The organism is Burkholderia sp. BCC1640 (genome assembly GCF_902833125.1).
In the GTDB taxonomy this organism is placed as follows: Bacteria; Pseudomonadota; Gammaproteobacteria; order Burkholderiales; family Burkholderiaceae; genus Burkholderia; species Burkholderia diffusa.
The window spans coordinates 130,454-144,004 of record NZ_CADFEF010000006.1 but is presented as its reverse complement, the minus strand read 5'-3'; the positions used below and the strand labels follow the sequence as shown (position 1 = coordinate 144,004).

9 protein-coding genes are annotated in these 13,551 nt (G+C 65.0%); 4 read left to right on the top strand and 5 right to left on the bottom strand.

The window, feature by feature from the left end:
* The first annotated feature begins 173 nt into the window (after positions 1 to 173).
* From HWX25_RS08990 to HWX25_RS08975, 4 genes are all read left to right on the top strand, one after another.
* Entirely contained in the window at positions 174 to 1,862 is a 1,689-nt protein-coding gene (locus HWX25_RS08990; protein WP_175908270.1) for a collagen-like triple helix repeat-containing protein, read from the top strand.
* Positions 1,863 to 1,902: 40 nt separating this feature from the next.
* Positions 1,903 to 3,252 carry a collagen-like triple helix repeat-containing protein gene (locus HWX25_RS08985; RefSeq protein WP_059818077.1) on the top strand — a complete coding sequence of 450 codons (1,350 nt, stop codon included), beginning with the start codon at positions 1,903 to 1,905 and terminating at the stop codon, positions 3,250 to 3,252.
* 144 nt (positions 3,253 to 3,396) lie between these two features.
* Positions 3,397 to 5,082, top strand: a complete 1,686-nt coding sequence (locus HWX25_RS08980; RefSeq protein WP_175908268.1) for a ShlB/FhaC/HecB family hemolysin secretion/activation protein — start codon at positions 3,397 to 3,399, stop codon at positions 5,080 to 5,082.
* 166 nt (positions 5,083 to 5,248) lie between these two features.
* Positions 5,249 to 5,710, top strand: coding sequence for a DUF2147 domain-containing protein (locus HWX25_RS08975; RefSeq protein ID WP_059818074.1), 462 nt, complete (start codon positions 5,249 to 5,251; stop codon positions 5,708 to 5,710).
* A 102-nt stretch (positions 5,711 to 5,812) separates the two neighbouring features.
* On the opposite strand, the gene HWX25_RS08970 is transcribed toward HWX25_RS08975, so the two are convergent.
* The 5 genes from HWX25_RS08970 to HWX25_RS08950 all read right to left on the bottom strand — a co-directional run bounded on the left by HWX25_RS08970 (position 5,813) and on the right by HWX25_RS08950 (position 13,354).
* Positions 5,813 to 6,223, bottom strand: a complete 411-nt coding sequence (locus HWX25_RS08970) for a transposase (protein ID WP_175908266.1) — start codon at positions 6,221 to 6,223, stop codon at positions 5,813 to 5,815.
* A 144-nt stretch (positions 6,224 to 6,367) separates the two neighbouring features.
* Positions 6,368 to 7,465, bottom strand: a complete 1,098-nt coding sequence (gene zapE, locus HWX25_RS08965) for a cell division protein ZapE (protein ID WP_059533030.1) — start codon at positions 7,463 to 7,465, stop codon at positions 6,368 to 6,370.
* Positions 7,466 to 7,563: 98 nt separating this feature from the next.
* The gene (gene lpdA, locus HWX25_RS08960) at positions 7,564 to 8,994 is read right to left on the bottom strand and encodes a dihydrolipoyl dehydrogenase (protein WP_057924323.1); all 1,431 of its coding nucleotides are present in this window, start codon (positions 8,992 to 8,994) and stop codon (positions 7,564 to 7,566) included.
* Positions 8,995 to 9,075: 81 nt separating this feature from the next.
* On the bottom strand, positions 9,076 to 10,353 hold the full coding sequence (odhB, locus tag HWX25_RS08955) for a 2-oxoglutarate dehydrogenase complex dihydrolipoyllysine-residue succinyltransferase (protein ID WP_059691809.1): 1,278 nt from the start codon (positions 10,351 to 10,353) through the stop codon (positions 9,076 to 9,078).
* A gap of 136 nt (positions 10,354 to 10,489) precedes the next feature.
* Positions 10,490 to 13,354 (bottom strand): 2-oxoglutarate dehydrogenase E1 component, encoded by a 2,865-nt coding sequence (locus tag HWX25_RS08950; protein WP_059818071.1) that lies wholly within the window; start codon positions 13,352 to 13,354, stop codon positions 10,490 to 10,492.
* Between the last annotated feature and the right edge of the window lie 197 nt (positions 13,355 to 13,551).

The following is a 13,551-nucleotide window of genomic DNA, read 5'->3' as shown; positions in this document are numbered from 1 at the left end:
TGACTGCCCTTAAACAGATTCAACAATCTTTCAATTTGCCTAAATCCCTTTTCCGACAAGGAATTGCCTCGTTTAAAACCAATCATCGAACTGTCGGCCATCGAAATGGCACGACAGTTGCAGAGTAATCCGCGCATCACTCAACACAACATCAGCTTCAATGCGAGGACGAAATGGACATTCAGGTTATCCCTCATGGCACGCTCCGGACGACAATGATCGCGGCCACCGTGGCAGCCATGCTTTCCCTCTCCGCGTGCGGCGGCTCCGGCTCCATCAGCAAGGGGCTCAGCGGCGGCTCCAGCTCGGGCGGTGGCGATTCGATCTCCACGTCGGGCGGCGGCACCTCGGGCGGCACGTCCGGTTCGACGAGCGGCAGCACGTCGGGTAGCACCAGCGGCTCGACCAGCGGCAGCACGAGCGGCTCGACGAGCGGTTCGACGAGCGGCAGCACCAGCGGCACCACGAGTGGAACGAGCAGCGGCACGAGCGGCACCTCCGGTGTGTCGTCGAACGCGGTGGGAACCGTCCTCGCAAGCAGCAGCAATCTCGTCACGAATCTCGGCGGCACCGTATCCGGCCTCGGCTCCGTGATCGCCGGCCAGTCGCTGCCCGGCGTCAACCCGGGCACGACGCAGGCGGCAGGCGGCATCGTGCAGAACGTCGGCGGCGCGGTAACGGCGCTCGGCAATGGCCTCGGCAACGGTCTCGGCCAACTCGGCGCGACGAAGGACCCGATCGGCGTCACGGTCGCCAGCACCGGCGGCGTGGTGAACCAGCTCGGTGGCGCCGTCACGCAAACCGGCAACCTGGTCACGAGCCTCGGCACCGGCCCGCTGTCGCCGCTCGCGCCCGTCACCGGCGCCGTCGGTGGCCTCGTGACGCAGGTCGGCAACGCCGTATCGAACGGCGGCACCACGCTGTCCAACGTATTGTCGACCGGCCCGATCCAGCAGGTCACGCAGACGGTCAGCTCGGCGATCACGCCGATCACGACGATGGTCGGTCAGACGACGCAGACGATCGGGACGGCCACCGGCCTCGGCGCCCCGCTCAACATGCTGCTCGGCACGATCGGCAACGGCCTGAACCAGGGCGGCGCGCTGATCGCATCGACGGGCGGCAACCCCGTCACGACCGGCCTCGGCAACACCGTCTCGTCGACCGGCAATACCGTGAAGTCTGTCGGCGGCCTGTTCACGGGCGGCACCAGCGGCGCAACCAACCCGCTCGCGCCGCTCACGGGCCTCCTCACGACGGTCACCGGCACGCTCGGCGGTGCAGCGGGCGGCACCAGCGGCGGCCCGCTTGCCCCGGTTACGGGCCTCGTCTCGACCGTCACCGGCGCACTCGGCGGCGCGACGGGCGGCGCCAGCGGCGGTCCGCTTGCCCCGGTTACGGGCCTCGTCTCGACCGTCACCGGCGCACTCGGCGGCGCGACGGGCGGCACCAGCGGCGGTCCGCTCGCGCCGGTCACCGGCCTTCTCTCCACCGTCACCGGCGCACTCGGCGGCGCGGCGGGCGGCACCAGCGGCGGTCCGCTCGCGCCGGTCACCGGCCTTGTCTCCACCGTCACGGGCGCACTCGGCGGCGTGGCCGGCGGCAGCAGTGGTCCGCTCGCGCCGGTCACGGGCCTGGTCTCCACGGTCACCGGCGCGCTCGGCAGCGCAACGGGCGGCGCAGGCGCCGGCAACCCGCTCGCCCCCGTGACGGGCGCCGTGTCCTCCGTCACCAGCACGGTCGGCGTACCGGCACTGAGCGGCAGCACGGGCGGTGTCACGAACTCGGGCTCGGGCTCGAACCTGCTCGCGCCTGTCACGTCGCTGATCGGCGGCCTGCTCGGCGGCACGCACGGCAAGTAATCGAACATCCATTCATCGACAAGACAGCGAGGAGTCCATCATGTCCCAGCAACGTTCCATCACGACGGTCGTCCTGCGCCAGTGGCGCGTGCCCCTCACCGCCTTCGCCGCGGCGTGCCTGCTGGCTGCCTGCGGCGGCAACAGCGTCAGCACGCCGCCGACCAGCAGCAACGGCGGCAGCTCCAGCGGCACGAGCGGTACCAGCGGCACGAGCGGCACCAGTGGCTCGTCCACCGGCACCAAGGGCGCTGTCAGCACGGTCGGCCAGACCGCAACGGATCTCGGCAGCACGATCGGCAACGTCAGCCTGCCGGGTCTCGGCGACGGCGTGACGAAGGGCGTCGGCAGCACCGTCTCGAGCACCGGCACGATCATCAACGCGGCCGCCGATGCGTTGAGCAACGGGCTCGGACAGACCGGCTCGATCAAGGATCCCGTCGGCACGACGGTCGCCGGCCTCGGGAATGTCGTCGGCGCGACGAGCAATACCGTGTCCGGGCTGAGCTCGACGGTCAAGGCGCTCGGCACGGGTCCGCTCGCACCGCTCGCCCCCGTCACGACGCCGGTCGGCACCGTGCTCGACACGGTCGCCAACGGCCTGTCGGCCGCGGGCACGACGATCGGCTCGACGCTGTCGTCGGGCGCCGTGCAGCAAGTGACGCAGCCGCTCAGCTCGGCCATCACGCCGCTGGTGATCACCGCGGGCCAGGTCACGCAGCAGGTCGGCACGACCACGGGTCTCGGACAACCGGTGTCGGGCCTGCTGGGCCAGATCGGCGGCGCAATCAGCTCGGCGGGCAAGCAGGTCGGCAGCACGTCGAATCAGCCGCTCGTCGGCGATGTCGGCCAGCTCGTCACCGCGGTCGGCAACACCGTGACCAATGCAGGCGGCCTCGTGAACCCGAACGGGCCGAACGGCGCGGCGCCGATCCCCGGCCTGATCACGAGCCTCGTCGGTGGCTCGACGGCTAACGTACAGAACGGCTCGTCGTCGGGCTCCAGCTCGACGAACCCGCTCGGCGGCCTGCTGTCCGGTCTCGGTTCGACGCCGCTCGGTTCGCTCACCGGCGCAGTCGGTGGCGCAACGGGCAGCTCGGGCAGCAGCCCGCTCGCACCGGTCACCGGTCTCGTGTCGACGCTGACGGGCACGCTCGGCGGCGCAACGGGTGGCGCAGGCGGGGCAAACCCTCTCGCGCCCGTCACCGGTTTGCTGAATACTGTCACCGGAGCAGTCGGCGGTGCGGCGGGGTCCGGGGCTTCGTCGAATCCGCTCGCACCGGTCACGTCGCTCGTTGGCGGCGCGACGGGGACGGCATCGTCGGGCAGCTCGACGGGGCTCCTCGCGCCGGTAACGGGGTTGCTGGGCACGCTGGGTAGCGTTGGCAAGTAAGGAGGACGGTCGCGCCTTTGCAGCCGGAGCATGAGGCGCGGCCGTACAAACACAACCGGCAATGCGGCAAGCGGCGCGCGACACCCTGGTGTCGCGCGCCTGCATTAGAAAGAAGACGAAAAGCAAGGCCTACGAGGAAGAACAATGAAATCCAGACTCGACAGATGGATGATGCTGCTCGCCATCGCGGCAGCAGGCACGGCACAAGCACAGACGCGCGCGGCAGGTAACCCGCTCGATTCCCTCCCCCAGATCAACGCACCAAAGAAAGGCCCGAGCGTTACCGTGCAGGTCGCGCCGCAGGCACCGCAACTCCAGGAGTTGCTGTCGCGGCACCTGACACCGACGACGTTCCAGGTCGAAGGCGTGAAGTCGGTGCCCTTCGACGAAATCTCGCGTCGCTTCACGCCGCTCGTCGGCAAGGACATCACGATCGGCGAACTGATCGAAACCGCGAACGGCGTGACCAAGCTGTATCAGGATCGCGGCTATGCGTTGTCGTTCGCGTTCATTCCAGCGCAGACATTCGAGAACGGCGTCGTGCGCGTCACGGTCGTCGAAGGCTATGTGTCGGACGTCAAGGTCACCGGCAAGCCCGGCGCGATGGAATCGAAAATCCGCGCGATCGCCGCGCACATCACGGCCGATCGCCCGCTGCGCCGCGCGACGTTCGAACGCTACGTGAACACGTTCGGCCTCCTGCCCGGCGTGACGGTGAAGGCCAACGTGCCGCCGCCGCAAACGACCGACGGCGCCACGACGCTCGAACTGGCCGTCGACCGCAAAGCATTCAACATCAGCACCGGCATCGACTTCAATCACCCCGGCGTCCAGGGCCTCATCACCGCGACGGAGAACGGCCTCACGTCGTTCGGCGAGCAATTGAGCATTTCCGCGCTGGTGCCGCCCGGACGCGACAAGCAAACCTACGTCGCGTTCAGCGGTGCGGTGCCGGTCGGCAGCAGCGGGCTGGTCACACGCCTCGACGCCAGCACGTATCGCGGCAAGCCGACCGACAACCCGGGCCTGCCGTCGACCGTCGAGCGTACGGTCAAGAACGAGAAGCTCGGTCTTTCGGCGTCCTATCCGTTGCTGCTGAACAACCAGCGCAGCCTGCTCGGCACCGTGTCGGGCTATGCGTCACACAACGAGGACCGTTACCAGAACAAGATCAGCGGCAACAGCATCGACACGCGCTCGCAGGTCCGCGTGCTGCAAATGCAGCTCGACTACACGAGCGTGTCGGCCAAGCAGGTACAGAAGCTGAGCGTCAACGTCGCGAAGGGTTTCAACATTCTCGGCGCGTCGAAATCGCAGGACATCACGATCGGCTCGAACACGACATCGGTTGACAGCCCGATCTCGCTGACGTTCGTGCGCACCGGCGCAACCTTCGCGCAGACCAACGAATGGCCGTTCAAAATCGGCACGTCGGTCTCGCTGACCGGCCAGTACAGCCCCGACTCGCTGCCGACGTCGGAGCAGATCTCGTTCGGTTCGACGCGCTATGCGCTCGGCTACCAGCCCGGCGAAACGTCCGGCGACTCGGGCTGGGGGATGTCGCTGGAGGTCAACCGCGGATTCACGCCGGGCTGGACGTATATGAAATCCATCACGCCGTACATTGCGTACGACATGGCGCGCGTGTATCTGCATACTGGCACGCCGTCGCCGAGCCGCCTGTCGTCGGTCGGTATCGGCGTGCGGTTTACGGACAGCCGTTACTACAGTCTCGACCTGAATATCGCGAAGCCGGTCGGCGATGCGCCGGTTGAAAGCGCATCGCGCAGCCCGCGCGTGAATGCCGCGTTCTCGTATCAGCTCAACTGATCGGTCACCAAACAGCCCGCGTCGCGCGGGCCGTTTGGATTAGAGCCCCCTCTATCAAACGCAGCGCGCGGTTTCACGTATTCTGGCAAAGCTCGCAACATGCCACCGCCCCATGCAGACGGTCGTGCGAGCGCATCGAATACGACATGAAACAAGGAGGAAGACGATGATTCAACTGACCCGCCCGTTGCGCACGCTGGCCATTGCAAGCGCGCTGCTCGCTTGCGCCGCCCCTACGTTCGCCCAAGCCGACAGCCCCGTCGGCATGTGGCAGACGATCGACGACAACACGCATCAGCCGAAGGCGCTCGTGCAGATCGCCGATGACGGCGAAGGCTCGCTGGCGGGGAAGGTCGTCAAGGGCCTCGGCGCCAACGACACGCCCGATCGCCGCTGCACCGCATGCACGGACGAGCGCAAGGATCAGCTCATCAAGGGCATGACGATCATCAAGGCGATGAAGAAGGACGGCGACCACTGGGACGGCGGCAATATCCTCGACCCGGAAAACGGCAAGGTCTACAAGTGCAAGATGTCGCTGGAAGACGGCGGCCAGAAGCTCGTCGTGCGCGGCTATATCGGCGTGTCGCTGCTCGGCCGGTCGCAGACCTGGGTTCGCGCGCAATAACGCGACGCGCGTCGATACGCGCAACGTAATGAAAAATCGGCCTGCGACGATGTCGTCAGGCCGATTTTGTTTTGATGCGGGCGCGAATGAATTCGACCAACGTCATGCCGCACGCTTCAGCGCATCCGCCGCATAGCTGCCCGGTGCACGATACGCCGGCGCCGCAGCACTGCGCACCTCCGCCGCCTTCGACTGCGCGTGCTTGCGCATCCGCGTGGCCAGCTCCTTGCACAGATTCACGCCGGCGTCGCCATACAGCTCGCGCATCACCTGCATCAACGTGCCGGTCTCGTGCCACACCTTGAAGCGGCGATGGCACGTCTGGTACGACGGGTAGCGACGCGGCATCGCGGACCAGGTCGCGCCGCTGTAAATCACCCAGAGTACGCCGTTCAGGACGGCGCGCGTGTTGGCCAACGGACGGCCGCGCAACTCGGTGCGCGGCTGCATTTCGGGCAGAAGCGGTACGACGCAGCGCCACTCATGGTCGGTCAGATCGCGATACGGTGTCATGGACATCTCCAGCCTTAGGAACCATGACTCAACGATATCGACAGCCCTCAACCATGAATATAAGACAAATCCGAAATTACCCCGAGATCGCGATAATTTAACCGGAATTGACGTTTGAAGTCCGTCATTTGCCGAAAACCGCGATCAGGTCAGCGAAGTATCGACGATGCGGCGCGGCGTCTCGAGGTATTCCTTCGACTGCATCTCGACGATCCGCGAAACCGTGCGCGCGAATTCGTTCGCCATCGGCCCTTCGACGTACAACTGCTCCGCCGGTACCGCCGCGGACATCAGCAGCTTGACCTTGTGGTCGTACAGCACGTCGATGAGCCACGTGAAGCGCCGCGCCTCGGACGCCATCCGCGGCGACATCTGCGGCACTTCCGACAGCACGATCGCATGGAAGCGGCTGGCAAGCTCGAGATAATCGTTCTGCGAACGCGGGCCGCCGCACAGCGTCGCGAAATCGAACCAGACGACCCCGTCGGCCTTGCGCAGCGCCTTCAGCTCGCGCTTCTCGATATGCAGGATCGGGCTTTCGTCCGGCACCGCGGCAAGCTTCGCGAATGCATGACGCAGTTCGCGATCGGCATCCGCGCCGAGCGGCGTGTGGTACATCTGCACCTGCGCGAGCGTGCGCTGGCGATAGTCAACGCCCGCGTCGACATTCAGCACGTCGAGCTTCTGCTTGATCAGCGCGATCGCCGGCAGCATGCGGTCGCGATGCAGGCCGTCGGGATACAGATCGTCGGGATCGTAGTTGGACGTCATCACGAACTGCACGCCGTTGTTGAACAGGCGATCGAGCAGCCGGTACAGGATCATCGCGTCCGCGATGTCCGACACATGGAATTCGTCGAAGCAGATCAGCCGGTAGCGCTTCGCGATGCGTCGCGCGAGCTCGTCGAGCGGATCGGCCTGCCCTTTCAGCTCCTCGAGTTCGCGGTGTACCTCACGCATGAATTCGTGGAAATGCAGGCGCGTCTTGCGCTGCACGGGCACCACCGCGTAGAAGCTGTCCATCAGGAAGCTCTTGCCGCGACCGACGCCGCCCCACATATAGACGCCGCGCGGGAGGTCCGGATGATTGATGAGCTTCTTGAATGCGTTCGAGCGACGCGCCTTGTATTCGACCCACTCGTCGAAACAGCACTGCAGGCGATCGACGGCCGCGCGCTGGGCGGGATCGGACTGATAGCCGCGCGTGGTCAGTTCGCGCGTGTAGTATTCGGTGACGTTCATCGGGCAAACCGGAAAAAACGAAGGCGGACGGGAAACCCCGCCCGCCTTCGTCATGAGACGGCTGCGCCGGCCGATGGTCGGCCGGCGCTATATCGCGCTCAGCTGTTCAGCGAGCGCTTGTCGACGGCGAGCGCCGCTTCGCGCATCACTTCCGACATCGACGGGTGCGGATGGCAGATGCGGGCGATGTCTTCCGACGCCGCCTTGAACTCCATCGCCACCACGGCTTCCGCGATCAGGTCCGACGCGTTCGCGGCGATCACGTGCACGCCGAGCAGTTCGTCGGTCTTCGCGTCCGCGATCATCTTCACGAAACCGTCCGGCGCGTTCATGCCGAGCGCGCGGCCGTTGATCGAGAACGGGAACTTGCCCGACTTGATCTCGCGGCCTTCGGCCTTCAGTTGCTGTTCCGTCTTGCCGACCCATGCGATTTCCGGGTACGTGTAGATCACCCACGGAATGCAGTTGTAGTCGATGTGCGGCTTCTGGCCGTCGATCACTTCCGCGACCAGCACGCCTTCGTCTTCCGCCTTGTGCGCGAGCATCGGGCCACGCACCACGTCGCCGATCGCATAGACGTTCGGCACCGCGGTACGGCAGTGGTCGTCCACGTCGATGAAACCGCGCTCGTTCGCCTTCAGGCCGATCGCCTCGAGGCCGAGGTTGTCGGTGTTCGGCACGCGGCCGACCGACACGATCAGGCGGTCGGCGTCGAGCGTCTGCGCGTTGCCGTCCTTGTCGGTGTAGGCGATCGACACGCCGTTCGCCGTCGTCTTCACGTCACCGATCTTCACGCCGAGATGGATGTCGAGGCCTTGCTTCTTGAACAGCTTGGCCGCTTCCTTCGCGAGCGCTTCGTCGGCTGCGCCGAGGAACGCCGGCAGCGCTTCGAGCACCGTCACTTCGGCGCCCAGGCGACGCCACACCGAGCCGAGTTCGAGGCCGATCACGCCTGCGCCGATCACGGCGAGCTTCTTCGGCACCGAGTCGAACGTCAGCGCGCCTTCGTTGTCCGACACGATCTTGTTGTCGACCGGGATGTTCGGCAGGTGACGCGCCTTCGAACCCGTCGCGATGATCACGTTCTTCGCGGTGACGACTTCGGCCTCGCCCTCGCCGCTCACTTCGATCTGCACGCCGGCGTCGGTCTTGCCGGTGAACTTGCCATGGCCCTTCAGCCAGGTGATCTTGTTCTTCTTGAACAGGAACTCGATCCCGCTCGTCATCTTCTCGACGATCGCATCCTTGCGGCCGAGCATCTTCGCGACGTCGATCTTCACGCCGTCGACCGTGATGCCGTGGTCGGCCAGGTGATGCGACGTGTTCTCGAACTCTTCCGACGAGGCGAGCAGCGCCTTCGACGGGATGCAGCCGACGTTCAGGCAGGTACCGCCGAGCTTCAGCGCGCCGGCCGGGTTCTTCCACTTCTCGATACAGGCAACGGTCTTGCCGAGCTGCGCGGCGCGAATCGCGGCGATGTAGCCGCCGGGGCCGGCGCCGATCACGACGACGTCAAATTCCTTGGACATGACAATCCTTTCTACTTGTACGCCCGCACGGCCGCGCGTGTACGCGAGCGTGCGGAGCGGGTCAATGCAGTGAGACTCGGCTTACAGGTCGAGCAGCAGGCGTGCCGGATCTTCCAGCGCATCCTTCATCGCGACGAGCGACAGGACGGCTTCGCGGCCGTCGATGATCCGGTGGTCGTACGACAGTGCCAGGTAGTTGATCGGACGGATCACGATCTGGCCGTTTTCGACGACCGGGCGCTCCTTCGTCGCGTGCACGCCGAGGATGGCCGACTGCGGCGGGTTGATGATCGGCGTCGACAGCATCGAGCCGAACACGCCGCCGTTCGAGATCGAGAACGTACCGCCCGTCATTTCCTCGATCGACAGCTTGCCGTCCTTCGCCTTCTGGCCGAATTCGGCGATCTTCTTCTCGATGTCCGCGAGACTCAGTTGATCGGCATTGCGCAGGATCGGCACCACGAGGCCGCGCGGCGAGCCGACGGCGATACCGATGTCGAAGTAACCGTGATAGACGATGTCGTTACCGTCGATCGACGCGTTCACGAGCGGGAACTTCTTCAGCGCATGCACGGCCGCCTTCACGAAGAACGACATGAAGCCGAGCTTCACGCCATGTTCCTTCTCGAACTTGTCCTTGTACTTGTTGCGCAGCTCCATGACCGGAGCCATGTTGACTTCGTTGAACGTCGTCAGGATCGCGTTGGTCTGCTGCGACTCGAGCAGACGCTCGGCGATACGCGCACGCAGACGCGACATCGGCACGCGCTGTTCCGGACGATCGTTGAGCCACGTCGTGGCCGACGCCGGCACCTTCACTTCCGGCAGCGACGGCTTTGCAGCGGCGGTCTTCGCCGGTGCGGCGGCCGGAGCAGCCTTCGGTGCGCTGCCTGCGGCCAGCGCGTCGCCCTTCGTGACGCGGCCGTCGCGGCCCGAACCGGCGACGTCGCCTGCCGACAGGCCCTTCTCGGCCAGCAGCTTCGCTGCGGCCGGCGATGCGGCTGCCGAGCTCGATGCAACCGCGGCAGCCGGCTGTGCTGCCGGTGCGGCTGCAGCGGGTGCTGCGGCCGGCTTCACTTCGGCGGCGCCCGCCGCTGCTTCGGCAGCACCTGCCTTCGCTTCGGTGTCGATCGTCGCGATGATCTGGTCGGCGACGACCGTGTCACCGTCGTTCTGCAGCACTTGCGCGAGCACGCCCGCGGCCGGTGCCGGCACTTCGAGCACGACCTTGTCGGTCTCGAGTTCGATCAGGATTTCGTCCTGCGCGACTGCTTCGCCCGGCTTCTTCTTCCACTGCAGCATGGTGGCTTCCGAAACCGACTCCGAAAGCTGGGGGACTTTGACTTCTACGATAGCCATGTGATTTTCCTGGATGCTTAATCTGGGTAATGACGAGGTTCGTGCGATTCCTTCGGCCGATGCGGCGCGCGACGCGCCCGGCGGGCCAAAAGACACGGGAAAGCGCTGCGCGCCTTCCCGTTTCGCTTGACGTCGATTATTTCGCGATCGATGCGCTCTTCAGGCGGCCGAACGCACCTTCGATGAGGGCCTTCTGCTGCTCGTAGTGCTTCGCGTAGTAGCCAACCGCCGGCGAGGCCGAAGCCGGACGGCCGCTGTATGCCAGCTTCTGCCCTTCCTTCATGCCTTCCTTCAGGTGGTGCTCGACGTAGAACCAGGGGCCCTGGTTCTGCGGCTCGTCCTGCACCCAGACCACTTCAGTCGCGTTCTCGTACTTCTTCATTTCGGCTTCGAACTGCTTGTGCGCGAACGGATACAGCTGCTCGATACGGATGATCGCGACGTCGTTCGCCTTCGCTTCGCGGCGATGCGCGACGAGGTCGTAGTACACGCGGCCCGAACACGCCAGCACGCGCTTGACCTTCTTCGCGTCGATGCCGCCGTCGGTTTCGCCCAGCACCGGCTGGAACGAACCCTTCGCGAGTTCCGACAGGTCCGACACCGCTTCCTTGTGGCGCAGCAGCGACTTCGGCGTTGCGACGATCAGCGGCTTGCGGAACAGACGGATCATCTGGCGACGCAGCAGGTGGAAAATCTGTGCCGGCGTCGTCGGTTGAACGACCTGCATGTTGTGATCGGCACACAGCTGCAGGAAACGCTCGATACGCGTAGACGAGTGTTCCGGACCCTGGCCTTCGTAGCCGTGCGGCAGCAGCATCGTGAGACCCGACACGCGGCCCCACTTCACTTCGCCCGACGAGATGAACTGGTCGATCACGACCTGCGCGCCGTTGACGAAGTCGCCGAACTGGGCTTCCCACAGCACGAGCGTGTTCGGCTCGGCGGTCGAGTAACCGTATTCGAAGCCCAGCACCGCTTCTTCCGACAGCACCGAGTCGATCACCGTGAACTTCGCCTGACCGTCGGCGATGTTCTGCAGCGGCACGTACGTGCCGTCGTTCCAGCGCTCGCGGTTCTGGTCGTGCAGCACCGCGTGACGGTGCGTGAACGTGCCGCGGCCCGAGTCCTGGCCCGTCAGGCGCACCGAGTAGCCCGATGCGACGAGCGACGCGAATGCGAGGTGTTCGCCCATGCCCCAGTCGAGCGGCTGGTCGCCGCGCGCCATGTTGCGGCGGTCGTTGATCACGCGCTCGACGAGCGGGTGGACCTTGAAGTTTTCCGGGACCGTCGTGATGCGTTCGCCGAGGCGCTTCAGTTCGGCGAGCGGCACGGCCGTATCGGCTGCATCCGTCCACTTGCGGTTCAGGAACGGAACCCAGTCGACCGCATACTTGCTCTTGTAGTTCGACAGGACCGGATCGACGGTGTGGTGGCCGTCGTCCATCGCCTTGCGGTACGCCTTCACGTAGTTGTCGGCGTCTTCGGCGGTGATCACGCCCTGCTGCACGAGCTTCTCGGCGTACAGCGCACGAGTGCCCGGGTGCTGCGCGATCTTCTTGTACATCAGCGGCTGCGTGACCGCCGGCGTGTCCTGCTCGTTGTGACCCAGCTTGCGGAAGCAGACGATGTCGATCACGACATCCTTGTGGAACTGCATCCGGTAGTCGATCGCGATCTGGATCGCGAGCACGACGGCTTCCGGATCGTCGCCGTTCACGTGCAGCACCGGCGCTTCGATCATCTTGACCACGTCGGTACAGTACAGCGTCGAGCGCGCGTCGCGCGGGTCGGACGTCGTGAAGCCGATCTGGTTGTTGATGACGATGTGCAGCGTGCCGTGCGTGCCGTAACCGCGCGTCTGCGCGAGGTTCAGCGTTTCCATCACGACGCCCTGGCCAGCGAAGGCCGCGTCACCGTGGATCTGCACCGGCAGCACCTGCAGGCCGTCTTCGTCGCCGCGGCGGTCCATCCGTGCCTTCGCCGAACCTTCGACCACCGGGTTCACGATTTCGAGGTGCGACGGGTTGAACGCGAGCGACAGGTGGACCGGACCGCCTTCGGTCGACACGTCCGACGAGAAGCCCTTGTGGTACTTCACGTCACCTGCCGGCAGGTCGTCGACGTGCTTGCCTTCGAATTCGGCGAACAGGTCGGCCGGCATCTTGCCCAGCGTGTTGACCAGCACGTTCAGACGGCCGCGGTGCGCCATGCCGATGATGATTTCCTGCACGCCGGTCTTGCCTGCGTGCTGGACGACTTCGTCCATCGCCGCGATGAAGCTTTCGCCGCCTTCGAGCGAGAAGCGCTTCTGGCCGACGTACTTGGTGTGCAGATAGCGCTCGAGGCCTTCCGCTGCCGTCAGGCGATTCAGGATGTGCTTCTTCTTGTCGATCGAGAAGGACGGCGTCGCGCGGGTCGATTCCAGGCGCTCCTGCCACCAGCGCTTCTGCTCCGGATCGCTGATGTACATGTATTCGGCGCCGATCGTGCCGCAGTACGTGTCACGCAGGCCCTTGACGATGTCGCGCAGCGAAGCCTGGTCGAAACCGAAATACAGGTTGCTTGCGCTGTACGTCTGGTCGAGGTCGCCTTCGGAGAAGTCGTAGAACGCGGGTTCGAGTTCGGGGATGGCGGGACGTTCGCGACGCTTCAGCGGATCCAGATTGGCCCATTGCGAGCCGAGGAAGCGATATGCGCTGATGAGAGACTGGACGTGGACCTGCTTGCGCGCGGTCGCCAGATTGCTCGTGCTTTCGCGCGGGATGAAGGCATTGGCCTTCGCACGCTCGGCAAACGATTCGACGATCGGGAAATGAGCAACGTCATTGGCGTTCGAGCCGTCGGTTGCAGGCACGTTCTGCAGCGCGTCGAAATACTCTCGCCAGTTCTCCGGCACCGATGCCGGATTGTTGAGGTATGCATCGTACAGTTCTTCAACGTACGAAGCATTGCCGCCGAACAGATAGGAGTTCAGCTGAAACTGCTTCATTACATCTGACATTTTACGCTCACCTTTCTTCGAGCTTCTCGAGAAATAGCGGGTTACTCAACCTTCCGCGACACGGCCTGACCGTTTAGCGGATTGCGAATCAAGTCTTGCTTGGAAGGACCTAAAACTTGCGTGCGCGCAGCATATCACAGAACCGATACCGAAGTTCACGGCGAAATGCGGCTGAAAGCGCCGCGTGACGGGGTTTC